The following is a 24,869-nucleotide window of genomic DNA, read 5'->3' as shown; positions in this document are numbered from 1 at the left end:
CTCCTAAATACCATAAAACTCGCTTTTCTTTTGGATAACTTGGTTTTAAAGGCATATATTTGTTTATTAGTTAACAGTGTTACCCCTAAGTATACCAAGTGTTACCTATTAGTGTTAACTGTACAGTATAGTGTTTTTCTACCATTATTTGATATAATAGTAATATATTATAATTTATTTATTTATGGGAGAAAATTTTTCTTCAAGTGATAATAAAAAATGTAGAGAGTGTGGTAAAGAATCACCTATCATGGTAAATGGTTTGTGTTTAGATTGTTATGATATAGTTGAAGAAGATCTAAATAAAGATATTTTGGGATTACAAGAAGATGAAGAAGATGATAAAGATGATCTTGAAAAACTAGAAGAATTGTATGATGAGAGATTTAATAAAGAAAATCTAAAAGAAGAAATGATAATTCATGGTAGAGTTGTAAAAGACCCAGACTATGACAGAATCTCTAGGGAAAGGACTATTTCTAGGCTTTCTCATAGAAACAAACCAAATATAGTATTTAAGTGTAAGAAAAAATAGATATAATTCTATGAAAAAAGAATCTGAAAGCTATTGTTTTCCAGAGAAGTTGACTTTAGTTGAAATAATAAAAATTGGAAAGAAAATCAATGATTCTAGGTTGAATTATGAAGATGATTTGGAATATTTTTTTATAGATACTAGTGAAGGCACAATTTTTATACCAAAAATGAAATTTGTCGGAGATTTAAAAATAGAAGAATATTTAAAAAATAAGCTAGAGAAACTAGATGGTGAGAAAAATATCTAATTCATTGACAATTGTGTACTTTCTGTTATATTAATAGAACATAAATTATTATGTTTTTTTGTTTACAATTTAATATGTCCTGGTAGTTCAACGGATAGAACAACAGCCTTCTAAGCTGTGGATCTAGGTTCGATTCCTAGCCGGGATACCATAAACGCACTTTGTACGAAATGACGAATTTAGAATTTTTAATTTTGGTATTCATCTGAATTTTATTATTTAAGTATTTATAATTCTAAATTCATTATTCAAAATTAATTTTATGGTGCCCATGGTGTAACGGTTAACACAGCGGTTTGTGGTACCGCTAATCTGGGTTCGATTCCCAGTGGGCACCCCATTGTCCTCTGAAGCTCTAAAAGCGAAAGTGAGCCATCAAAAAATAACGCTTAAACGTTGTTTTTTTTGATTGTTTTGATATTTGCGTGATATTATTAATCATATAAATACATAAGTAAATATAAAATGGATTCAAAAATAGAAATAGAAAAAATTTATGAAAACGCTATCTATAAATTACGAAAATTAAAAAAAGAGAGAAAAGACATCGTGAATAGATATATAAATGAGTTAGAACAAAGAAAGATAAAATCTATACTAAATTCTTTAAATAAAAAGTAAAAAATGTTAAACAATGAATTTTTTCAAAATCTAAAGGGTGAAGAAATTTTAGATCCCATTGAAAGCAAGGGCGATAATAAACCAAAAGAAATTTTAGAAAAAGAATCGACTACCGACTCTACGGAAAATGTTGAAGATTTTGCAAAAGAAAAAATAAATTCTTTAAATACAGAAATAGAAGAAAACATAAAAACAAATAGAGCTGAGGAGGGGGCTATATTGAACCTTGGTGGAGATTTGAATGAGTTAGAGAATTTAACAAGCGATGTGGATTTCGGAATAGAAAATATATGTAGAGATGCTATAGGGGGAATCGTAAAATGGTTAAAATTAGATAATCCAACATTTAATGAGGATAATTTTTATAGGGTTATAAATGAGAATGGGTATAGAGATTTTGTAGATAGTGGAGTTGTTAGAAGTTCTCCTACTGGAACCAGGGGTAAAATGGCTGGTAATTTAGACATAGGTCATAAATCAACCCCATTCCCATCTTTTGCAAAAGGCGCTCCTGATTTGAGATATGCAAAAAGGGGAGAAGAAAATTATATTTTAGAATCAGATACGCCTATGTATAAACAAGGTGATACAAACCCAATCACTGGAAAAAAAGTTTATAGCAAGCATTGGGCATATAGACCGCTTAATGAGGATGATTCTTGGAAAGCTGAGATAAGCACAAAAGAAATAAAAAATGTGTATAAAATAGATAAAAAAGGAGATATTTATATAAAAGAGGAAGTTGAAAATGAAAAAGACACAAAAGATAATATAGAAGACTAGAAAAAAATTCTAAAATTAATTTACAAAATTTTAACTATAGACATTTATAGATGTCAATAAAAAATCTGTTATTTAAAGGGTTTCTTGATTATTTAATTAAATTATAAAAGTTTTTTGTTTTACTTTTATATTGAATTGTGTAAAAATGATAATAATGTATTTTATAAATAATTTTATTAAATATTTATGTTGAACGTCAAAAATGAAGGTATAATCTTAGAAAAAACTGATTTAGAGTTTGAAAATAAGTGCGTATTGAATCCAGCGTGTATATTGGTAGATGGAATTGTACATATGTTTTATAGGGCAGTTTCTAATTCTAATGTTTCCTCAATAGGTTATTGTCAGTTAAAAGATAATAAAGTTATAGAAAGATTAAATAAACCAATTATTTTTCCAGAATTTGAATACGAAAAAATGGGAGTAGAAGATCCAAGAATTACTTTTTTAGATGGATTATATTATATTTTTTATACAGCATATGATGGTAGAAATGCTTTGATTGCATATGCTACAAGTGAGGATTTAGTTAATTTTGAGAAAAAAGGTTTAATATCTCCACAAATTTCTTATGATGAGGCTGAAGACATATTTCGTGATTCAAAAATAAGAGAGAGATATGTGATGTTTGAAATGCTTTTTAAAGAAAGATTAGGGGGAGATGTTTTATTATTTGAAAAAGATGCTTGTTTATTTCCAGAAAAAATAAATAATAAATTTGCTCTTTTTCACCGTATACTCCCAGGGATTCAAATTGTTTATTTTAATAATTTTTCTGAATTAAATGATAATTATTGGCGTGATCATTTTAAAAATTTAGGAGACTCTATTGTTTTGGATCCTCTTTTCTGGTTTGAAAGTAGGAATATAGGTGGTGGATGTCCTCCAATAAAAACAAAGGATGGTTGGCTTATTATATACCACACTGTTGAAGATACTCCGCTTGGGAAAATTTATCATGCAGCAGCAGCATTACTTGATTTAAAAAATCCATTAAAAATTTTAGGCAGGTTGAAAGAACCGTTATTTTCCCCAGAAAATATTTGGGAAAAAGATGGGGTTGTTAATAATGTTGTTTTTCCAACCGGAGCTTTTATTGAAGAAGAAAGACTTTTTATTTATTATGGTGCAGCTGATAAATTAATTGCCGCTAAATCTATTAATTTATCAGAGCTTTTAAAAGAATTAAAAAATAATTAAAAAAAATGGAATTAGTACAAAAAAAATCTTCTATAGCTTTTTTATCTACTTTTCCACCTAGACAGTGTGGTATAGCTGTTTTTACAAATGATTTAAGAAGTGCTATTGATAAAATGTTTTCACCATTTATTAATTCAAAAATTGTTGCAATGAATGTTAAAGAAATACATAATTTAGATTATTCCAACAAAGTAATTTTTCAAATTAATCAGTCTAATAAAGAGGATTATATAAAAACAGCAAAAGATTTAAATTCACTGAAAAGCATAAAGCTTATAAGTATACAACATGAATTTGGTATTTTTGGAGAAGAATATGGGTCAAATCTTATTCTTTTTTTAAAGGAAATAAAAAAACCAGTAATAGTTACCTTTCATTCAGTCCTCCCAAATCCAGATGAAAAAATGAAAATGGTTATTTATGAGATAGATAGATATTCCAAAGGTATAGTAGTTATGACAAAATTATCAAAAGAAATTTTAATAAAGGACTATAAAATAGATTCAGAAAAAATAAAAGTTATACCACATGGTATTCATAGTGTTCCTTATACAGATGGTAAAAAAGCCAAGTCCATTTTTGGATTTTCAGGCAAACTAGTTTTGTCAACTTTTGGATTTTTAAGTTCAGGTAAAGGGCTTGAGTATATAATTGATTCCTTGCCACCGATTATTGAAAAATTTCCTAATGTTAAATTTATTATATCAGGCATTACTCATCCAAATATTTTAGAGCAAGAGGGGGAAAAATATAGAAATTTTTTAATGCAGAAAGTTAATGAACTTAAATTAGAAAACAATGTTCATTTTTATAATGAATATTTTGATATAGACAAGCTTCTCAAGTTGTTAGAGGCTACAGATATTTATATCTCTCCATCTTTAAATCCCAATCAAGCTGTTTCAGGAACAATGTCTTATGCTTTAGGAAGTGGTCGAGCTGTTATATCTACTTCTTTTTCTCAGGCAAAAGAGGATATCACAAATGAAGTAGGTAGATTGGTCGATTTTAAAAATTCGCAAGCTTTTACTAATGCAATTTTTGAATTAATAGGCGGAGAAAAAATGTTTTTACAAATTGGCAAAAATGCTTATTTTAGAACTAGACATATGACATGGGAAAATGTAGCTTATTCATATATGAAATTTTTTTCTAAGTTTGTGCCAGATTTAATAAATATACAAAAAAAATTTCCACCAATAAAGTTTGAACATATAATAAAATTAACTGATGATTTTGGAATTATTCAGTTTGCAGAATTAACAGAACCAGATTTGTCTTCCGGATATACGCTTGATGACAATGCAAGAGCTTTAATAGCGACTTCTTTTTATTATAAAAAGACACAAAATAAATTTTTATTAAAATTAATTGCTATATATTTAAATTTTATAGAAGGACTAATCAAATCGGATGGTTATTTTTATAATTATGTTAATGAAAAAAGAATTATTGATGAGGAAAGAAATATTATAGAAGATTCACAAGATCCCTCAGCTAGAGCATTATATGCACTTTCTGTTGTTTTAAATACTGAACAGATACCATTATTTTTAAAAGAAAAAGCAAAAAATATTATTAATAAAAGTATTGAAAAAAATATTTCTTTTTCTTCACCTCGTTCCATAGCATTTTATGTAAAAGCACTCAACTGTCTATTTTTAGAATATAAAGATCAAAAGTTTTTTGATATATTAAAACAAAATTGTGATAAGCTTGTTTATTTATATGAAAGTAGTCATTCATTTAGCTGGGAATGGTTTGAGGGCTATTTAACTTATTCGAACGCGGTTTTATCAGAAGCATTAATTGTTGGTTATAGTATAATAAAAGATAAAAAATATTTAGATATAGCTGAGAAAACTTTTAATTTTTTAATAAATCAAACTTTTAAAAACGATAAATATATTCCTATTGGACAAAATGGTTGGTTTATAAAAGATAAAAAAAGGCATTATTTTGATCAACAGCCTGAGGATACTGCATCCACCGTACAGGCTTTCAATAAGATGTTTATGTTAACAAACAAAGATATTTATAGAAAATTTGCAAATACAGCATTTAATTGGTTTTTAGGAGATAATATTTTGGGTCAAGTTGTGTATGACAGAACAACTGGAGGTTGTTATGATGGAATTGGTAAAAAATTTATTAATTTAAATCAAGGTGCTGAATCTACTATTTCATATATTTTAGCACGTCTTTCTTTTGATTTTAAAACTAGCGAATAAGTGTTAGAAATATTATTTACATATAAATTTTGGATAATGAATATTTTTGGAATTTTATTTCAAAGAAAAAAGTCAAGAGAATTTTTTGCATATTTCTATAATCCAAGGATCCTAATGTATTTACTATTCGATTCTATTTTTTAGGTAAATGGTTTAGTATTTTGTTTGATAAAAATATTTTTAGAGGTATAATTTGAATATAATTACTAATTTTAAAATATGGTTAATTTTGAGGATCCTATAAAAATTGAAGGAAGGAACAATAAAGAATTCAATTGGGAAGTTGGTGCAACTTCGAAAGAAAATAAAATTGATTTTGCTAAGGCAAAGTTAGAATTATTACAATCAGGTAAAAAAAGTGGATTTTTTTTCGGTCTTATAGTTACAGAGAAAGATATTGAAGGAGAAACTATAGAAAAATTAGAGAGTGAATTAGAAGAATTAAATAAATTAGAAGATTAAATAGGTATTTCAGCAAAAAATATACTTTTTAATTTAATATTAAAAATATAGATATTGTTTTTTAATATATTGATTATAATAATTTTACTATTTTATCCTCTTCATCCTCCACAAGGAACACCTTTAAAAAGTGTTTTTATTTTTAGTAAATAAAAAATTAAAAGGATTTCTTGTTTAAAAATTAGTTTATATGTCATACAATAATCGAATCCAAATAAAAAATTATTAAATTTTAGTGTCATTTATGACAGCATACTCTAAATAAATATAAGAATTATTTAATTTTTTTTATATGTCTATTTACAAAGTTATAATACATGATAATATGTAGTATAAAAATCAGTTTAGGAGGAATTATGTTTCATAAGATATTTAATGAAATAATAGAAGAGATTAACTCTGTTATTAAGTTTATGTTTAATAATAAGATTTTTCTTACATGTTTATTAATTGCTATTATGGTTATTTTGTTTGGGTTTTTATTTAATCTCGACAAAGGAGAATGGAATGATATTTTACTTACAGTATCGATATCTATGATATTGTCGATGAATTATTCATATGCCCATAAGCAAAAAAATGTAGAAAAAAAGCGTATTGTTGGGACAGAACTTATTTGTTTTACAATAGTAGCTATTATAATTGGTTGGGGAATATTTTATGATAAAACAATACAAAATCCAATGTATATTTATCATAAAATTAGTAGTGATCTGAGTATTGTTTATTTGATGTGTCTGATTGTTCCAGTTATAATATCCATTTTTTTTAAAATTGTGCGTAAAAGTGGAGAACCTCTTTATGGTGGAATCATTTCTGGACACGCAACATTTTTATCATCATTATTATTCATTAACTTTCATAATAAGGCTAATTGGCCACTTGTAATACCATCAATATTGTATATTTTATTTCCAAGATGCATGAGCTTGGAACACTGGTATAGAAATGCTTTGCGCCTTATTAGTGTAATATCAACTGCTTTTCTTGCTTTTTTTGTGATTATTGGAAAACATAATATAGTGCTAATATGGGCAGATATTTTTATGTTGATTCTTCTATTAATAAGTCAGGGAAAAAAAGTTCACAGAAAAAGAGAGGTAATATTAGGTTTTGTTATTGGAGTAATATGCTCCATTACAATAATCTTTATATTTGGATAATTTTGTAGTAATAAGCCGTACTTGTGTAATACATGAGTACGGCTGTTTTTGATATTGATAAAATTATATATATATTCTAATATATTATAATTATGTAGAAAATAAATAAAATAAGGAGGAAAAATGAGAATAATTCGTTCTTTAATCAAATTTGTAATGAGGTTAATAAATAAAGATCTCAATACAAATACAAAAAAATATTATAGAGGGCGGTCACGAAAGAGTAAGCACTCTGATAGTGACATATATCGATATTGATTAAAATCTGGAAGGGTTGCTTGTTATATACAATGCAACTCTTCCAAACTATAAAATTTTATGGTTTATCTATTATATACTTGATAATTAATTACTAGTAAAAATGATTTTTAGAAATCATTTTTTTGTTTTTATAAAAAAATGATATTATTATAGTATAATAAATTATTTTTATAATATGAAAATAAATAAATATATTTTGGAGATTGTAACTTTTGTATGTGGTGCAGTTGTTATGATATTTGAACTTGTCGGTTCTAGGATACTAGGTCCATATTTTGGAACATCAATTTTTGTTTGGACTAGTTTAATTGGTATTATTTTAGGAAGTCTTAGTGTAGGATATTATTTTGGTGGAAAAATTGCAGACAAAAATCCAAATTTTAAATGTTTGTCATTTATTATATTTTTGACAATTATTTTTATGGGAATAACATTTTTTATAAAAGACTTTTTGCTCATTAATTTGCAAATTATTTTTAGTGATATTAGAGTCTCTTCTATTATCGCATCTTTTATTTTATTTTCTCCGGTAAGTGTATTATTAGGAATGGTTTCACCTTATGTTGTTAAATTAAAAATAGAAAGTTTAGATAATTCGGGATCAATTGTTGGTAATCTTTATTCTATTTCAACGGCTGGGAGTATTATAGGAACATTTATATCTGGTTTTTATTTGATTCCAAAGTTTGGCACAAATAAAATATTAATTATCTTATTAATAACATTAGTTATTATTTTATTAATGCTAATTATGAAAAAAAATACCAAAATTAAATTATCTATATTTATTATTATAATTTTGAGTTGGTTTGTAATTGATAAATCTAATTGTTTATCTTTTGAAAGAAATGGATTCATAGATATTGATACAGCTTATAATCGTATTTGGATTTATGATAGAGTAGATCAAAATACAAATAAAATGGTTAAAACAATGGGTATTAATAATGAAAACCATTCTTCTATGTTTGTAGATGATGACGAACTTGTAAATGAATATACAAAATATTATCACTTAGCAGAACATTTCAATCCTAATTTTCGAAACACTTTAATGATAGGTGGTGCCGGGTACTCATTTCCAAAAGATTTTTTGATTGAGTATTCTGATGCAAGTATTGATGTAGTTGAAATTGATCCAAAGGTTACTGAGCTTGCAAAAAAATATTTTAGATTAAAAGATAATGCAAGGTTAAATATTTATCATGAAGATGCCAGAGTGTATCTGAATCAAACACAAAAAAAATATGACGTAATTTTTGGAGATGCTTTTGGCTCACGTTATTCTTTGCCATATCAATTAACCACAAAAGAAGCTATACAAAAAAAATATGATATTTTAAATGACGAGGGAGTTGTTGTATTAAATATTATTTCAGCAATGGAAGGTGAAAAAGGAGAATTTTTAAGAGCAGAATACGCAACATACAAAAGCATATTTCCACAAGTTTATTTATTTCCAGTTATAGACTCAGAGGATGGAAATATGGTTCAGAATATAATTTTAATAGCACTCAAATCTGATAAAGAACCCGTTTTTAGTAGTATTGATCCAAAATTAAATGAATATCTAAAGCATATATGGAAAAATAATATTAGTACTGATATCCCAGTTTTGACAGATGATTTTGCACCAGTAGATTATTATATTAATAAAGTGCTTAAAAAATAATGTATAGTTGTTTAAAAGTATTTTTTGTTTTATAGGGTTTAGTAAATTATGTTTTTATAAATAGTATAGAGCTGACTCGCGCCAGCTCTATAGTTTAAAAGAATTTTAAATCCTCAAGAGGTTTTCCATACCTCTCTTGGAAATATTCCACTCCCACTTTTTTTTGATAGTAGTCACCAGGTGTTAGACATATTACCTGATAAAAACTATTTCTGTAAAAGTTTGGGTCATCATGTTTGGATAGTAATCTATTCCTAACTTTAGGATCTTTAAAAAAATCAACTGGCAAAAGATGTAAATCTACATCAAAGCCATTAGCCATTTTTTCTATCTCCTCTGTTTCTGATCCAAACCACAGGCCGAAGAGTTCATTTAAGTTTTCTTTGAGCATATGATAAGCGTCCTCTCTGCTTTCTTTATGCTCATTGAAGTACCATGAAAAAAAACCATTATCCACGACACAGATGTCTATGTCTTTTGGATTTTCCTCATCAGTCGCAAGAGACCCAAATATAAATATATCGTGGATCTCCGGTGCATTGGGAATGTTTTTGTTGGCATTTCCAAATTTTTCTAGAAGGTTCATAAAAACCCCAAAACCGCTTTGTAGCAAGGTTTTATGCATAATCCTATTGGTTTTTTTGATTATGCACGTAGCTATCTCTATAGCTACAATTAGCATGCTTTCCTTCTTATTCATTGTTCCTCCATTATGTTAATTCTTTATTATAGCATATATGTTATAATATGTCAATATTAATCAAAAGATATAAGTTTGTGTAGCTATTGATTTTTTATCAATAAAAAGATAATATTACATTTGATATTCATAAAAATACTTATATGTCAAAAAGAAGACACGCATTCGGAAGAGAACAAAAATCAAGTTCTCACAAAACAGCAAAAAGACTTGAAGCAAAGAAGTTGATGCTTGAAACAAAAGCCAAAAAAAAGCAGAAATAATATTTGTTTGAAGCTTTGAACACTCTATTTTTAAATGGGGTGTTTTTGTTTATATTTTTTATTTAGCTTTAAAGCAAAAAATTAAACTGGACACATTCATTTTTATATGGTATAGTGTCTAAGCATGAATAATGTATCTAAAAAAGTGATCGAGTTTTTAAAATCTTTATTAAATTGCACCTACCTATAAATAGGTAGGAATTACAAACTAAGTCTAAAATTTATGACTGGTACTATAAAAAGATTGACTGACAAAGGCTTCGGCTTTATAGCTATAGAAGGACAAGAGAAAGATTTATTCTTTCATAGTAATTCTTTAGTTGGTGTTGAGTACAATGAATTACATGAAGGTGATACTGTTTCTTTTGAAACAGAAACATCTCCAAAAGGAATGAATGCAGTTAACGTTCAACGTGCTTAAATTCATTTTTTAAAACAAAATCCCATCCTGTTTATCTAGATGGGATTTTGTTTTGGTTTTGATGTTTGCCTATTGCTTTTTATGTTTTAAGCAGATAGACTTTAAGTATATTAATAAATATAAAAAAATTTATGAGAACTTTTAATAATGGTGGTAATTTTAACAGAAGAGACTCTGGTTCTAGAGGTGGTCGTGGGGGTGGAAATTTTGGTAGACCAGAAATGTACAAAGCGATTTGTGCTGAGTGTGGAGAAAATTGTGAAGTGCCTTTTAAACCAACTGGAGATAAGCCAGTATATTGTAGTAATTGTTTTAGAGGTAAAGAAGATTCAAATTCTGGGTCAAGTAGATCTAGAGGTAGAGATTTCGGAAGAAACGATTCTCGTGATAGAGATAGAGGTGAAAGAAAAATGTTCAAGACAATTTGTACTGAATGTGGTGAAGGTTGTGAAGTGCCTTTTAATCCTAGTAGTGATAAACCTGTACTTTGTTCGGTATGTTTTGAGGGTAGTAGAAATAGAGATAGAAAAAGTGGCAGCATTGATAATAATCAATTTGAAAGTCAATTCAAGATTATCAATGATAAATTAGATGCAATTTTGAAAAATTTTTCAGGATCTATCTCAAAAATTTCAAGCACAAAAGAAAAAGTTGTTGTCTCTAAATCAGAAACAAAGAAAAAAGCAGTTGAAACAAAAAAGAAAGTAGCAAAAAAGCCAGTAAAGAAAGTAGAAAAGAAGACAAAAAAATAATATTATAAAAACTTGGTATAACAAAAAATACTTTTAGAAATAAGAGTATTTTTTTGTTTAAAAAAATTAGGCCCTGCTTTGTATTTTTCGCAGGGCTTAATAGTATTTCGAGATTTATTCGACTAGATGCCAGGCATCTACTCCAAATTGGAACAGTGATGTTAAGTTATATTCTGCCCAATAGCTGGCATACCACTGACTTAGATGAAAGCTCTGGAATAGGTTAAACTTCAACATTAATACTTGTCTATTTTCGGAATATCTTATTTCCGGTATTCTCAATTGTTTTACGAAATCTTGAGTTGGATTTTCTTCATCATTTGGTGGAGCAGTAATGTATGAAACAGGCTGATTTAAAAATATTTCATCTTGGTCTTGACCATTGATGAAACACTTCCACTCATCTGAATAAGGTGAATAGTAGCTATGAAGGGATGCAATAATCAAGATATTATTATTGCCAAAATATCCGTATTTGATTTCATATCCATATTCAGCATCTGTTTCTTCATATATTATAGTACCCAAATATCTGACGGTTAGATTTTGGGAGTGGTATAAGTTACTTGAATCTGCCTCGACTTTAATTTGTGTAAATACCGATGGATTATCCAGAGAATATCCCTGAAGTAATACTGGTAATGTTTCAAAAGTTGTCTTTGCCTGAATTGCTTCAGGTTTGGGTTGCCAATCATTTTGTAAATTGGTTGTGTTCTTACAACTAATTATAAACAATGAACTTACGACGAGTATTAATAACATTGACATTATTAAACTTTTCATTTTTCCTCCTGTATTTTACTCAAATGGTTTTTATTACCTATTTTAGGCACCACCTATGTATATTGGAGTAATACCACAGTATGTATTAAAAATCAATCCTAGTGAATTGGTTTTTGTATTTAAAATATAATTTTGTAAGAATAATAATATATTGTATTGTTAGGGTATTATCAAATAATTTTTATTTCATGTACGATAAAAAAAATAAGTTGCATATTGTATCTGTTGTTGCGGTAATTAGAGGCAATAATAAATATTTAGTTTTAAAAAGACCAGAAAGAGAAGTAGCATATCCTAATATGTATACTTTTCCAGGTGGAAAAGTAGAAAACAATGATACTATAGAAGAAACAGGTTTGAAATTGAAATCTGGAAAAATTCTTTTGAAAGGCAAGTCTTTTACAAGGACGGATGGTCAAACAGTAAAAGTTTTTTCTTATTTATGTAGTATGGAAAATATTGATAATTTGAAATTAACAGAAGATTTTGTATAGTGATTTTTCTATTGAACTAATGTGTACAAAAAGTGTGAAAGAATAGTTTGTATGAATATATTTTCAAAAGTCCTTCATTTATGAGGACTTTTTTGTTTTTTTATATGAAATGGTATTATTATAATTGGTATTATTAATATTTGATTATAAAAAATATGAATAAAAAAATAGGATTTATTGGTCAGGGATTTATTGGCAAAAATTATGCTGATGATTTTGAGTCGCGTGGATATGATGTAGTTAGATATTCATTGGATGAAGAATATAAAGACAATAAAGACTTAATAAAGGATTGTGATATTGTTTTTATCGCTGTTCCTACTCCCCAAAAAAAAGATGGTTTTGATTCTAGTATATTGCTATCTATATTTTCTTTGATTGGAGATGGAAAGATTGCAGTAATAAAATCTACTGTAAAAGTAGGACTTACTAGAACTTTTCAAGAAAAGTTCAAAAATATTATAATTATTCATTCTCCAGAGTTTCTTACTGAGTTAAGTGCCAGCATAGATGCAAAATTTCCAAATAGAAATATTATAGGTATTTCTGAAATAGGAAGCGAAATTTTGTATAATACAGCAAAAGAAATTTTGGAAATATTGCCACGTGCTCCTTACAATCTCATTACAAGTTATGAAAATGCAGAACTTATAAAATATGGTGGAAACAATTGGTTTTATTTCAAAGTTATTTATATGAATATGCTTTATGATTTAGCTCAAAAAACAAAAAATGCAGATTTTGATATTATAAAAGAAGCGATGAGTCAAGATCCTAGAATAGGAATTACACATTTAAATGCTTTTCATAAAAGTGGTCGTGGTGCTGGTGGGCATTGTTTTGTAAAAGATTTTGAATGTTTTATAGAAATGACAAAAGATGCTGGTCTTGATGCAAATTTGCTTGAAAGTGTGAGAAATAAGAATTTGGAATTATTAAAATCTACAAATAAGGATGAAGAGATTATAAAAGAAATATACGATAATCTTTAGCTCTCTAATAAAAGTTAGTTGTATTCTATATAATGAACCTTTGTATTTTTATTATGTATATTAAAATTTTAATACCCTTTTAATTGTGTGTTTACTTTGTTATAATAACGTCGATTAACAAATAATTAAATAATCCCAATATAATGGGATAAGCAAAAATATGAAAATAAAATCAATCACAGCAATAGAAATTTTAGACAGTCGCGGAAACCCAACAATTGAGACAACTGTAACCTTGGAAGATGGATCATGTGGTATCTCAGCTGTTCCATCTGGTGCATCAACTGGCAGCTATGAAGCAGTAGAGCTTCGTGATGGGGATAAAACTAGATTTGGAGGTTTGGGAGTTTTAAAAGCAGTAGAAAATGTTGAAACAAAAATTAGAGATATAGTTGTAGGAATGGATGCAGAAAATCAAAGAGAAATTGATGAGACAATGATAAATCTTGATGGAACCGAAAACAAAGCAAATTTGGGAGCAAATGCAACTTTGTCTGTATCAATGGCTATAGCACGTGCACAAGCAATAAGTGAGAAAAAACCACTTTATGAATATTTGAAAAAATTCAATCCAGATTTTGATGGTACTTATATTATGCCTATTCCTATGATGAATATAATGAATGGCGGAAAACATGCAAACTGGGCAACAGATATTCAAGAATATATGATTTTTCCAATAGGAGCAAAAAATATTCAAGAAGCAGTAAAAATGTGCGCAGAAATATATGCACAACTCAAGAAAACTCTAAAATCAAAGAATTATGCAATTAGTGTTGGTGATGAAGGTGGTTTTGCGCCAAATGTTTCATCAAATAATGAACCATTTGAATTGATGTCAAATGCAATAGTTGATGCTGGTTATAAATTAAAAGAAGATATTGTTTTTTGTATAGATCCAGCAGCTACTGAATTTTTTAAAGATGGAAAATATATTTTAAACAAAGAAGGAAAAACATTAAATAGTGATGAGTTATCGGGTTTTTTTAAAGATCTTATAAAAAATTATCCAATAGTAAGTCTTGAAGATATTTTTGCAGAAGATGATTGGAAAGGATTTCAAAATTTTACAAATTCTACAGAAAACAGAGTTCAGGTTATGGGAGATGATTTATTTGTTACAAATCCAAAAAGATTACAACGTGGGATTGATGAAAAAACTTGTAATTCAATTCTTATAAAATTAAATCAAATAGGAACTCTTACTGAAACAATAGATACAATTCTACTTGCAAGAAAAAACAATATAACATCAGTAATATCTCATAGAAGTGGTGAAACAGAAGATTCTTTTATTGCTGACTTTGTAGTTGCAATGGGAACAGGACAAATAAAAACAGGAGCACCATGTAGAAGTGAAAGGACGGCAAAATATAATAGGCTTATGAAGATAGAAAAAGAGTTAAATGGAAAATCAAAAATTTCAAAATTTCCATTCTAAAAACTTATGACAAAAAATAAAGTAGTCTTAATTATTTGTGATGGGCTTGGTTATAATGAAGATAAAGAAAATAATGCAGTTCTAGTAGCAAATACTCCAAACTTTGATTATTACAAAAAAAATTATCCATTCGCTACACTTCTTGCAAGTGGAGAAGCTATTGGTTTGCCATATGGACAGCAAGGAACCTCGGAAGCAAACCATTTGGTAATTGGTTCTGGAAGAATAATTTATCAAAATCTTGTAAAAATAAATAAAGCTGTAAAAAATGGAGATTTAATAAGTAATCCTGCGATTGTTGAGGCAATAAATCATGTAAAAAAATATAATAGTGTTTTACATATAAAAGGATTGATTTCAGATGGTGGAGTACATTCTCATATTAATCATATAAAAGAGCTTCTTAGATGTGCAAAAACAAGCGGAGTAAAAAATGTTTCTTTGCATTTATATACTGATGGACGTGATACTCCTCCAAAAAGTGCTTTGTTATATATTGAAGATTTAGAAAATTTTATGAAAACCGAAAACATCGGACGCATTGCAACTATTGGTGGAAGATATTGGGGAATGGATAGAGACAACAACAAAGATAGGGTTGAAAAACATTTTGCAGTAATGACTCATGCTCTTGGTCCAAAATTTAAATCTGTAAAAGAAGCAATTGAGTCAAATTATGAGAAAAATATTACAGATGAATTTATAGAGCCAGCATATATAGAAACAGAAACAGGTGAACTTGGTTGTATTCAATCAAATGATGCAGTTATATTTGCAAATTTTAGATCAGATCGTGCAAAACAGATTACAAAGAGATTTTTAGATGAAAAAATTGATAATATGAAATTTGTAGCTATGACTCAATATGATGATAATATTGATGTACGTGTTGCTTTTCCACCTGAATCAATAGACAATACTCTATCAGAAGTTATAGCAAAAAATGGTTTGAAACAATTAAAAGTTACAGAGACAGAAAAATTTACTCACCTTACATTTTTTTTCAATGCCCAAAGATATGAAGAGGAAAAAAATGAAACAAGAATTCTTATTCCAAGTAATAGTGATATAGTAACTCATGATATAAAGCCAGAAATGAAAATAAATGAAATTACATATGAACTCGTAAAAGCAATAGATGGTAATGAGTTTAATTTTATAGCTACAAACCTTACAAATTGTGATATGGTAGGTCATACTGGAAATTTTGATGCAATTGTACGTGCTGTAGAATGTGTTGATAGCGCAATTGGTAAAATTGTTGATGTTGCTATCAAAAATAATTATACAGTTATTATAACTGCAGACCATGGAAATGCTGAGCAAACTTTTGACAAAGCAACTGGCCAAAAATTAACATCTCATACCTTGAATCCTGTTCCATTTTATTTGATTTCAAATGATTTCAAAAATATAAACAGAAACAATGGAGATCTTAGCGATATTGCTCCTACTATTTTAAAGATTATGGATTTGGAAATTCCGAGTGAGATGACTGGGCGTTCATTTATTTAAATTTTATATATATATTTATTAAAGGGGTGAGCTCTATCGAACTCACCCCTTTATTTTTTTAATTCAATTCAGGAATTGTGGTATCACAATTCCTGAATTGTAGTGGACTTCTCTGTTTTGTCCAAGCCAGATCTTGCCATGGATTATGAGATTGAGATAGTAAGACTGAATCACTCTCTCGACCTCGTTTACTCTTTTTGCAATGTCTTCTACTGTATCTTCGGGTTTAATGAAGACAGGATATTCAACAATGATTGGTCCTTTGTCATATTCTTCAGTGACAAAGTGCATTGTCACAGCACTTTGAGTAAGTATGCCAGTTTTATATGCCTCAATTATTGCTTCATGAACACTGTGTCCATATTTTCCTGCAGTATAAGGAAGTGGTCCCGGATGGATATTAATAGTATTTGCTGGCGGAAATCCAAAGAATGGCTTGAGCCAACCCGAGAGCATGATAAAATTAGGATTGAACTTATTGATTATTTCCTGATAGTACTCTGCATCGTAGGGTCTTTTGAAACATTCAAATGGAATTCCAAGCTTTTCAGCTTTTGTACGAACTCATCCAAATTCATGATTGGATACTACAGCGACAATTTCAGCATCAAGTATTGCTGGGATGGTTTTAGTATTCCAGACCATTGTTTCGAATCCGCTACCACCTTCACCGGGTTTTTTTCCACCTGATGCGAAAACCAGTATTCTTGGTTTTGTTTCCATGATAACCTCCATGTTTATTTATTCTTTGTTCAAACCTTATGAAATTTGGGAGTATTTGTCAAATTTATTACTTGACATTTATACTTGTAAGATGTAATTTTTTATTAATTACTATTATTTTATGGAGGAACAATGAAGAAGAGTGAGTGTACTCAAGTTTACAAAGGTTTTACCATTGTGGTAAAGAGGGTCGTAGTGGAAAGTAAAGAATGGCGTTGGTCTAGTTGGACAACAACTACCACCAAATCCTTTACTTATTCTATACCTGGAAAAGTCAATGAAGAAGTTTCCGGTTATAGAAATGCAAATGCTGCCTTCAAGGCTGCCCATAGAATAATCAATAATAAGCTTAAACTCTAGCTAATAAGTTTTGGTTTAAGTTATGAAAGCAGGACATGTTCCTGCTTTTATTTTACAATATTACCGACTAGATATATTATATTAATATATAAAAATATTATTAAACATATGCCTTTTTACGCAACTCATATAAAATTTGCTATTGATATAAAAGATAAATACCAAATAAAAGATTTGAGCCAGTATATTTCCGGATCAATATATCCAGATAGTCACTATATTACAAAAATTGACAAAAAGTTGACCCACAATGAAAATGTTTTGTCCTCTGATTTTGCAAATACTGATTTTAAATGTGGCTGGCAAGCCCATTTCATTTGTGATTTAATCCAAGAAGAAATTAGTAAATATATATTACCAGAAATATGTTTTGAAGCTAATGATGAAAAATCTTATACTGGAATAGCTTCTATAAAAATAGTCCAAGATATGTTTGATGTAAAAAATTTTGACTTGAATCATTATCTTTCATTTTTAGATCATGTAGAGAATCCAAATAAAGAAAATATAAATAAGATAATTGAATATAATAAACTTATAAAAAATACTTATCTAAATAAATCAGAATGTGAAATTAATGATTATAGAAGAATAATTGAAGCATTTTCTTTGGAGAGAAATCTCATAGAAGAAACACTCAAAAAAGCACAAGAATTATTGAATGATTTTGAAAAATTAGAAAAAGTAAAATTGATATATAATTTGATGTTAAAATATTATAATAAATAAATTTCAAAAATATGAATTGTAATAGATGTGGACAAGTATTGTCAAAATTAGATAATATTTGTCCTAAATGTGGTTATAAAATTCCAGGTAATTTTGGAAATATTGTTGCAGAAAGAAATATGGAAGATTTAGAAATTGATAAAGATTTTAGTGATTCCAAAAAATTAGAGAGCAGTTTATTAAAAAGTTTTCGAATGATATTTTTAGCATTTATATTTATTGGGGTATTGCAATTTTTTAATATTGACGCATTTGGTATTATCATATTACCAGCGATTTTTTTGTATTTATTTTTTTTGAAACCTAAGACAGGCAAATACATGAAAACAAATTTAATGAATGAATTCAATAGTAGTTTTACGAAATTAAATTTGAAATCAAGATTGTTGAAAGATTTTAATTTAGAAGATAATGATGCATCTGTTGAAAAAATAAAAAAACTTATGAAAATTTTTATTCTTTTACCAGTAGTATTCTTTTTTGCAGTTTTTTTCTTGACGTTTATCATGCCTATTATTTTTGATTTAATAAAAAATTATGAATAAATATTATACAAGTCCAGAGCGAGAAATTGATCTTCATGGATATACAAAAGTAGAAGCTGAAATTGCTCTTTTGGAATTTCTTGGTAATTGTGAAAATGATAGATGTTCTATGGTAAGGATAATAACAGGCAAAGGACTTCACTCAAAAAATTTTGAGGGAGTTTTGGGTGAGCATGTAAGAAATTTTTTACATAAAGAAGGATATAATTTTAAAGATGCAAAAATAAATGATGGTGGAAGTGGGGCTATTATAGTAAATTTATAATATTTTTTTAAAAACAAAAAAACTTTGTGTATAGCAAAGCTTTTTTTGTTTATTAAAAATTTTTATTTTGTCATAATATTATTTTTTGCACTTACTGCATAAATTTTATTGATATTTTTTGTAAGATCATTTATTTCTTTTTTTGTTCCTTGTACAGCTAGTACTATAAGACCAGTACAGTTTGAAATACATTTTGGTTGTATATTTACTCCGAGTCGTGCCATTACTATTTTTCCATAATTAGTAAGTATTTTTTGTATTTCTTGGGAGTTATTGTGTCTATTTGTAGTAATTATAGATACTGTAGCTAAATATTTTTTTTCCATATATTTTCTAAAAATTTTATTTATGTTTTAATTATAACCTTTTTATTGTATAATTGACAAATATATATTATTGGTGTATGGTGTTAGTAGATTAATTTACATGGAGGTAAATGCGATGTGTTTTGATTGGCGTGTCATTGGAATTGACGCACGCGCAAGGTTCGGAATGGGAAAACAACTTGACACCATTCCCAACGTTCCCAAAGATCCTATTAAAATAGTTACGGAGCTTGGTCAGCTTTTGACTTATTCCGTGACCAGGAACGTCAAACCTGATCTTTTTATTGACGAGCTTCAGTGTTTAGATTCGGAAGAGGCGATAGAGCATGCAAATGCTCTAAACAGAAAGTTAAATGCAATTTTCTGTTCTGCCCACGGAATCTTAAAAACTGAAGACATCCCGGTTTTTGTTCTGGTTTCTCATAAACCGGATCATGACCTCAAACCCAAGTTTTTGTTCAACCATAATGGATTGCTTCTTCGGGAGCGTGAAATTATCAAGATCATTGAGGTTGAGCAGCGAAAGACTGGTTAATCTCATCTCAAAAAACATTAAAGAACTGCTGAATTTATTTCGGCAGTTCTTTCCTTTTTCGCCGTCTCAAAAATATATGCCGTCTATTATTTTTTTGCTTTATTTTCTATAAATAAATTTATAAATATTATAAAAATCTCTTTTTTCAAAGAGACTTTTTTTTGGTTGAAAAACTTGTTGCATCAAAATATTATAATATTAAGATGTCATTATAAAACCAAAACCCCGCACCATAAAGGTACAGGGAATTGGCGAAAAGCGATTTATGAAGCGCATTCTACCGAATAGGTAGAAATTAGCCTCGTTGTGATTTTAGATTAAGTTGTCTAAAAAGTCAATGGACTAATTGCTTTGTGAAATATTAATAAATAATCACAAAAAAATGGATGTAAACAAAGTCATTTTGCTGGGCAGACTTACAAATGACCCACAAATAAAAAAAATGAAGTCAGGAGTTTCTGTTTGTAGATCTGGACTAGCTACAAATATGTTTTGGAAAAATGTCAAAACAAAAAAAACAGAGAGTAGTGTAGAATTTCACAATTTGGTATTTTGGGGAAAGCTCGCTGAAGTGGTAGAAAAATATTTGAAGAAAGGAGATAAGGTTTACACAGAAGGTAGAATTCATAGTAGAGTTTGGGAAGGAAGTAAAGGAGAAAAAAATTATAGAACAGAAATTATAGTAAAAGAATTGGTAATGCTTGGAGAAAAGAAGAAAGAAGAGCAAAACAGAGAGACAGCAGTTGAAGAAATAATAATTGACGAGGAGGAATAATATTTTTGTATTTAAGGGGCGTTTTATAGTTCCCGACCCTGACTATAGGACGCTCCCTTAGATATTGATTAATTAATCCTATTATTCGCACGCTATGATGGCATGTTGCGAACGGGATAAATAAATATATGAAATTAAAATATTCAAATTTTTACTTTATAATAATTAGTATAATGTTTTTTACAACATTAGTTTTTATAAATACCTCAAAGGCAGAATCATTAATATTTTCTGAGATTATGTATGATCCACAGGGATCTGACATTGGATATGAGTGGATAGAAATATTTAATAGATCTACAACTACTATATCAATAGATAATGATTGGAGGTTTAATGATGGCACAAATCATATAATCAATTCTTATAATGGATCAGCGGAGATAATTCCAGGAAGTTTTTCTATAATTACTACAAGTGCTACAAATTTTTTAAATACATATCCAAATTTTACCTCCCCTATCTTTGTATCCTCATTTAGTTTAAATAATACAAATAATACTATTTCACTTTTGCAAGGTAATAATTTAATAACAGAGCAATATTATACATCCGTTATTGGTGGAAATAATAATAACAGAAGTCTAGAAAGAGATTCTATTATTATAGAAGACAATGTTTGGAGAGAGTGTTATGTAGATGGTGGAACACCTGGTGATTTTCCAAGTATTTTTCCTATAAATAATGCCCCAACAGCTGTTATAAATATGAGTATGCAAAATGTGTATGTGGGAGATGATGTAACTTTTGATTGTTTACTATCTTATGATTTAGAAGGAGATCCATTTACATGTTCTTGGCAAATAAATAATTTTACGACAACAAGTGAAGAATTTGTTTATTATTTTTCTGAAGCTAGAGATTATAATATAACACTTACTGTCTCAGATGGATTTTTGTTTAATTCTAGTTCAACGGTTTTAATAGTAAATGAAGATAATTCAAATCTATCCCCTATTGTTCATGTAGTAGAATTACTTGACTACTATAATATAAATGAAAGTATAAATTTTGATGCATGTAGTTCATTAGATCCAGAAAATAGTTTATTAAATTTTGCTTGGAATTTTGGTGACAATTCTGGTTCTACACTTTGTAATACACCCCATGTTTATAATGAGAAAGGAAATTATAATATAATTTTAAATATAAATGATGGAGTTTCTACATCTACATGGGCCAAAAGTATAGAAATTATAGAAATACCAAATATTATTATAAATGAAATATTGCCTAACCCCATAGGAAGTGATGACAACGAGTGGATTGAATTAAAAAATATTGGAGGAAGTAGCGTTGATTTGAATTCTTGGAGTATAAAAGATGAATCTCAGAAAACTTATAAATTTTCTAGTGATGATTTTGATAATTTAATTTTAGATTCAGGAAACTTTTTTGTGTTAGAAAAATCAATATCAGATATAAGTCTAAATAATACAAACGAAAAACTTTATTTATTTAGTAGCATGGGAGATAAAATTTTTGAAATTTCTTATGGATCTTCAAAAGAAAATTATTCATTTTCCAGATTTGATGATGGATGGTTTTGGACCCCAGTTCTTACAAAAGGAGAAGATAATCAAAAAGAAGATAGTATAAAACCAATTGCTAAAATTGATATATTGAATAGTGATTATTTTGTAGATAAGGAAGTACAATTTACAGCAACTAATTCTACTGATCCAGGATCAAGTAATCTCAGTTATAAATGGTATGTTGGAAGTACTTTGAAAAGTATTGAAAGAGATTTCAGTACAACTTTTTCTACAAAAGGAATGAGAACAATAAAATTAATAGTAATAAATGAATTGGGATTACAAGATGAAGAAAGTGTTGACATAAATGTGTTAGAAAAAGTAGAAAGTATACAAAGTACTATAAGTAATGCAAGTACTACAAGTGATGAGTGTGTGTTTGGAAAAGAAGTAATAATAAGTGAAATTCTTCCAAATCCAGAGGGCGTTGATGATGAAGAATTTATAGAATTATATAATCCAAACAATGAAAATTTGAATTTATCTGGTTGGAAATTGAATGATAAAAGTAGCTATTTTTTTAGACTTAGCGATACGATAGGTGCAAATGATTATTTGCTTATAGAAAAATCAAAGTCAAAAATATCATTAAATAATTCAAATGAAGAATTAAAGCTCTTAAACTGTCACGATGAGATAGTTTCAAAAGTTAACTTTGAAAAAAGTTTTGAAGCCCAGTCGTATTCATATGACAATATAAATAAAGGATATTTTTGGACAACACAAAATACTCCAGGAAGTGAAAATATTTTTGATTTTTTGGAATCAGATGAAGAAGATTTATTATTCGATGATATAGAAAAAATTTATGATTTTTCTGAAATAGAATATATAGAAAATAAAAAAGAAGTTTTTGTAAATGCTGTGGTTGTAGCTCTTCCAAATGAAGTATATAAAAATCAATTGTTTGTTTGTAATTTTGATCCATTTGAAAATACATTGGATTATAATTATTGTATTCCAGTTTATTCCAAAAATGATTTCCCAAATTTATCTTATGGAGATTTGGTAGAGGTACATGGAAAAATAAATCATTTGAAAAATTATACAAAAATAGACATAAAAGAAAAAGAAGATATAAAAGTTCTGGGTAAATTTCAATTGTCTGATATTGATACTATGGATTTTTCTCAAGTAGTTGATATTGGTTTCAAAAATTTCTTTGCAGGTTTTGAAGGCAAGATTACAAAGAAGAATAAAAAAAGTTTTTATATATCAGATGGAGCATCAGAATTAAAAATAAAAATATATAACCCAAAAATAAAACTAGATGATTTTAAAAAAGATGATAATATTTTTGTAAAAGGAATAATTTTTAATTATGAAGATGATTTATATTTAATTCCTAGAAATCAATCTGATATATTTAAACAAGAAGTACTTTCATCTCAGGAGCAATCATATTCAAATAATCTGAAAGAAGAAATAATCAATTTAGAAAATAGTAAAAATAAGAAAAAAGGAACAACAAGTTGGATTTTGGGTTCTGGGTTTATAACAAGTCTAGGATTTGTCTTTAGAAATAAATTATTTTCACTTATAAAAAAGTAATAATTTAATTTATTTGATTCATTAGAATAACATTAGTATTAGTATATTCGTATATATTAAACTATTTATACCTGCCTGTCGGCAGGCATGTATTGGTATTTCATTAGTATATAAAAAATCTTCCCTCACCGACCTAATTTTGGAATCAATAGTGAGTTGATTTTTTTATCAGGTTAGTGAGAGAAGATAATATAATTGATATTCCTACCTAACTTTACGGATTAGATAAAGTTTCTTTATGGTAGAAAAATATCTTCTTCATTATATATCAATATAAAAAGTAAAGTCAAATTTTTAAAAAAGTTAAATTTTTTTATGTTTATTTTTTTATCCACTTATCATCATAAGTAGCATAGGAGACTGTTAATTCCTCACCTTTTTTAATTTTTCTTAGTGTTAAAAATGTTTCACTATCGTCTTTTGTATAAAGATTTGGTTTATCGGAATTATTTGGAAAAAATTGTATATCCATACCATTCAATCCGTACTCTGGTATAGAAACAGTATTATCTTTTTCTATTACAAAGAAATCATCAATCATTTTTAAAACTTCTTTGTCTAGTTTCTTTAATTCTTCCATTTTAAACTTATACCATTTTTCTTTTTTTACGCTTTGGAATGGATTTGTATTTTTTGGAATATCTCTTACGGCATAAACACCTACTCCATGTATTTTGGAATATCTTAATCTACAATAAGTATTTTTCAATTTTTCTAAAAGTAATTCCTTTTGATTTTTCATTTTATCGTTTTATTTTTTTGAACATATTAATTTCTTGATTATATAATAGAGTAAATAAATTGTAAAATATTTTTTAAATTATTAATTATGAATATATATTCATAACTATATTTCAAAGTATGTACAGTTAACAGTCAAGGGTTACACTTTCTAAATACTTTTCATGAGGAGTAAGTCCGTTAAGGGTTAAATGTATTCTTTTAAAATTGTAATAATTTAGCCATTCATAAGGAGTGTTCCAAAT

The 24,869-nt window shown here is 27.8% G+C and carries 28 protein-coding genes and 2 tRNA genes; 24 read left to right on the top strand and 6 right to left on the bottom strand.

What is annotated here, in order from left to right:
- Window positions 1–184 precede the first annotated feature (184 nt).
- The 11 genes from PHZ07_04995 (at window position 185) to PHZ07_04945 (ending at window position 9,178) form a co-directional block, all read left to right on the top strand.
- A complete protein-coding gene (locus PHZ07_04995) occupies window positions 185–535 on the top strand; it encodes a hypothetical protein (protein ID MDD3284922.1) in 351 nt (116 codons plus the stop codon).
- A gap of 10 nt (window positions 536–545) precedes the next feature.
- The gene (locus PHZ07_04990; GenBank protein MDD3284921.1) at window positions 546–785 is read left to right on the top strand and encodes a hypothetical protein; all 240 of its coding nucleotides are present in this window, start codon (window positions 546–548) and stop codon (window positions 783–785) included.
- Window positions 786–861: 76 nt separating this feature from the next.
- Window positions 862–936: transfer RNA gene (locus tag PHZ07_04985), tRNA-Arg, on the top strand.
- A 114-nt stretch (window positions 937–1,050) separates the two neighbouring features.
- Window positions 1,051–1,125: transfer RNA gene (locus PHZ07_04980), tRNA-His, on the top strand.
- Between the two features lie 125 nt (window positions 1,126–1,250).
- Window positions 1,251–1,406: a hypothetical protein gene (locus PHZ07_04975; GenBank protein MDD3284920.1), complete on the top strand. Its 156-nt coding sequence runs from the start codon at window positions 1,251–1,253 to the stop codon at window positions 1,404–1,406.
- A 3-nt stretch (window positions 1,407–1,409) separates the two neighbouring features.
- The gene (locus PHZ07_04970; protein ID MDD3284919.1) at window positions 1,410–2,189 is read left to right on the top strand and encodes a hypothetical protein; all 780 of its coding nucleotides are present in this window, start codon (window positions 1,410–1,412) and stop codon (window positions 2,187–2,189) included.
- 186 nt (window positions 2,190–2,375) lie between these two features.
- Window positions 2,376–3,389, top strand: a complete 1,014-nt coding sequence (locus PHZ07_04965) for a pesticidal protein Cry7Aa (protein MDD3284918.1) — start codon at window positions 2,376–2,378, stop codon at window positions 3,387–3,389.
- 5 nt (window positions 3,390–3,394) lie between these two features.
- Complete coding sequence (locus PHZ07_04960) at window positions 3,395–5,620, top strand: glycosyltransferase (protein ID MDD3284917.1); 2,226 nt, start codon at window positions 3,395–3,397, stop codon at window positions 5,618–5,620.
- A 219-nt stretch (window positions 5,621–5,839) separates the two neighbouring features.
- The gene (locus tag PHZ07_04955) at window positions 5,840–6,082 is read left to right on the top strand and encodes a hypothetical protein (GenBank protein ID MDD3284916.1); all 243 of its coding nucleotides are present in this window, start codon (window positions 5,840–5,842) and stop codon (window positions 6,080–6,082) included.
- Window positions 6,083–6,438: 356 nt separating this feature from the next.
- Complete coding sequence (locus tag PHZ07_04950; protein MDD3284915.1) at window positions 6,439–7,245, top strand: hypothetical protein; 807 nt, start codon at window positions 6,439–6,441, stop codon at window positions 7,243–7,245.
- 436 nt (window positions 7,246–7,681) lie between these two features.
- A complete protein-coding gene (locus tag PHZ07_04945) occupies window positions 7,682–9,178 on the top strand; it encodes a fused MFS/spermidine synthase (protein ID MDD3284914.1) in 1,497 nt (498 codons plus the stop codon).
- 94 nt (window positions 9,179–9,272) lie between these two features.
- On the opposite strand, the gene PHZ07_04940 is transcribed toward PHZ07_04945, so the two are convergent.
- Window positions 9,273–9,878: a nucleotidyltransferase domain-containing protein gene (locus PHZ07_04940; protein MDD3284913.1), complete on the bottom strand. Its 606-nt coding sequence runs from the start codon at window positions 9,876–9,878 to the stop codon at window positions 9,273–9,275.
- A gap of 486 nt (window positions 9,879–10,364) precedes the next feature.
- On the opposite strand from PHZ07_04940, the gene PHZ07_04935 reads away from it, so the two are divergent.
- Both PHZ07_04935 and PHZ07_04930 read left to right on the top strand, forming a co-directional pair.
- Complete coding sequence (locus PHZ07_04935; GenBank protein ID MDD3284912.1) at window positions 10,365–10,562, top strand: cold shock domain-containing protein; 198 nt, start codon at window positions 10,365–10,367, stop codon at window positions 10,560–10,562.
- Between the two features lie 131 nt (window positions 10,563–10,693).
- Complete coding sequence (locus PHZ07_04930) at window positions 10,694–11,314, top strand: hypothetical protein (GenBank protein MDD3284911.1); 621 nt, start codon at window positions 10,694–10,696, stop codon at window positions 11,312–11,314.
- 114 nt (window positions 11,315–11,428) lie between these two features.
- Here the strand turns inward: PHZ07_04930 and PHZ07_04925 are convergent, their stop codons facing one another.
- Window positions 11,429–12,097, bottom strand: a complete 669-nt coding sequence (locus tag PHZ07_04925; GenBank protein MDD3284910.1) for a hypothetical protein — start codon at window positions 12,095–12,097, stop codon at window positions 11,429–11,431.
- A gap of 188 nt (window positions 12,098–12,285) precedes the next feature.
- Between PHZ07_04925 and PHZ07_04920 the strand changes: the two genes are divergently transcribed.
- From PHZ07_04920 to gpmI, 4 genes are all read left to right on the top strand, one after another.
- Window positions 12,286–12,591, top strand: coding sequence for an NUDIX domain-containing protein (locus tag PHZ07_04920; protein MDD3284909.1), 306 nt, complete (start codon window positions 12,286–12,288; stop codon window positions 12,589–12,591).
- 155 nt (window positions 12,592–12,746) lie between these two features.
- Window positions 12,747–13,583 (top strand): NAD(P)-binding domain-containing protein, encoded by an 837-nt coding sequence (locus PHZ07_04915; protein ID MDD3284908.1) that lies wholly within the window; start codon window positions 12,747–12,749, stop codon window positions 13,581–13,583.
- 160 nt (window positions 13,584–13,743) lie between these two features.
- On the top strand, window positions 13,744–15,024 hold the full coding sequence (gene eno, locus PHZ07_04910; GenBank protein ID MDD3284907.1) for a phosphopyruvate hydratase: 1,281 nt from the start codon (window positions 13,744–13,746) through the stop codon (window positions 15,022–15,024).
- 6 nt (window positions 15,025–15,030) lie between these two features.
- Window positions 15,031–16,539, top strand: coding sequence for a 2,3-bisphosphoglycerate-independent phosphoglycerate mutase (gpmI, locus tag PHZ07_04905; GenBank protein MDD3284906.1), 1,509 nt, complete (start codon window positions 15,031–15,033; stop codon window positions 16,537–16,539).
- A 63-nt stretch (window positions 16,540–16,602) separates the two neighbouring features.
- On the opposite strand, the gene PHZ07_04900 is transcribed toward gpmI, so the two are convergent.
- Together PHZ07_04900 and PHZ07_04895 are read right to left on the bottom strand one after the other, a co-directional pair.
- A complete protein-coding gene (locus PHZ07_04900) occupies window positions 16,603–17,022 on the bottom strand; it encodes a formyltransferase family protein (protein MDD3284905.1) in 420 nt (139 codons plus the stop codon).
- A gap of 81 nt (window positions 17,023–17,103) precedes the next feature.
- Window positions 17,104–17,262, bottom strand: coding sequence for a hypothetical protein (locus PHZ07_04895; GenBank protein MDD3284904.1), 159 nt, complete (start codon window positions 17,260–17,262; stop codon window positions 17,104–17,106).
- 132 nt (window positions 17,263–17,394) lie between these two features.
- On the opposite strand from PHZ07_04895, the gene PHZ07_04890 reads away from it, so the two are divergent.
- From PHZ07_04890 to PHZ07_04875, 4 genes are all read left to right on the top strand, one after another.
- Window positions 17,395–17,622: a hypothetical protein gene (locus tag PHZ07_04890; GenBank protein ID MDD3284903.1), complete on the top strand. Its 228-nt coding sequence runs from the start codon at window positions 17,395–17,397 to the stop codon at window positions 17,620–17,622.
- Between the two features lie 108 nt (window positions 17,623–17,730).
- Entirely contained in the window at window positions 17,731–18,351 is a 621-nt protein-coding gene (locus tag PHZ07_04885) for a hypothetical protein (protein MDD3284902.1), read from the top strand.
- An 11-nt stretch (window positions 18,352–18,362) separates the two neighbouring features.
- Window positions 18,363–18,896, top strand: coding sequence for a zinc ribbon domain-containing protein (locus PHZ07_04880; GenBank protein MDD3284901.1), 534 nt, complete (start codon window positions 18,363–18,365; stop codon window positions 18,894–18,896).
- Entirely contained in the window at window positions 18,889–19,161 is a 273-nt protein-coding gene (locus PHZ07_04875; protein ID MDD3284900.1) for a Smr/MutS family protein, read from the top strand. Before PHZ07_04880 ends, PHZ07_04875 begins: the two co-directional genes overlap by 8 nt.
- A 62-nt stretch (window positions 19,162–19,223) precedes the next feature.
- Here PHZ07_04875 and PHZ07_04870 read toward each other — a convergent pair whose 3' ends face one another.
- The gene (locus PHZ07_04870; GenBank protein ID MDD3284899.1) at window positions 19,224–19,487 is read right to left on the bottom strand and encodes a hypothetical protein; all 264 of its coding nucleotides are present in this window, start codon (window positions 19,485–19,487) and stop codon (window positions 19,224–19,226) included.
- 115 nt (window positions 19,488–19,602) lie between these two features.
- On the opposite strand from PHZ07_04870, the gene PHZ07_04865 reads away from it, so the two are divergent.
- The 3 genes from PHZ07_04865 (at window position 19,603) to PHZ07_04855 (ending at window position 23,883) form a co-directional block, all read left to right on the top strand.
- Entirely contained in the window at window positions 19,603–20,022 is a 420-nt protein-coding gene (locus PHZ07_04865; protein MDD3284898.1) for a hypothetical protein, read from the top strand.
- Between the two features lie 382 nt (window positions 20,023–20,404).
- Complete coding sequence (gene ssb, locus PHZ07_04860) at window positions 20,405–20,797, top strand: single-stranded DNA-binding protein (protein MDD3284897.1); 393 nt, start codon at window positions 20,405–20,407, stop codon at window positions 20,795–20,797.
- Between the two features lie 128 nt (window positions 20,798–20,925).
- A complete protein-coding gene (locus PHZ07_04855) occupies window positions 20,926–23,883 on the top strand; it encodes a lamin tail domain-containing protein (GenBank protein MDD3284896.1) in 2,958 nt (985 codons plus the stop codon).
- A 319-nt stretch (window positions 23,884–24,202) separates the two neighbouring features.
- On the opposite strand, the gene PHZ07_04850 is transcribed toward PHZ07_04855, so the two are convergent.
- Window positions 24,203–24,625 carry an SET domain-containing protein gene (locus tag PHZ07_04850; GenBank protein ID MDD3284895.1) on the bottom strand — a complete coding sequence of 141 codons (423 nt, stop codon included), beginning with the start codon at window positions 24,623–24,625 and terminating at the stop codon, window positions 24,203–24,205.
- Window positions 24,626–24,869: the final 244 nt, after the last annotated feature.

It is taken from the genome of Patescibacteria group bacterium (genome assembly GCA_028692545.1).
In the GTDB taxonomy this organism is placed as follows: domain Bacteria; phylum Patescibacteriota; class Patescibacteriia; order UBA1558; family S5-K13; genus STD2-204.
Note: the sequence above shows the minus strand (reverse complement) of the source record. Positions and strands in the feature narration are given on the sequence as shown.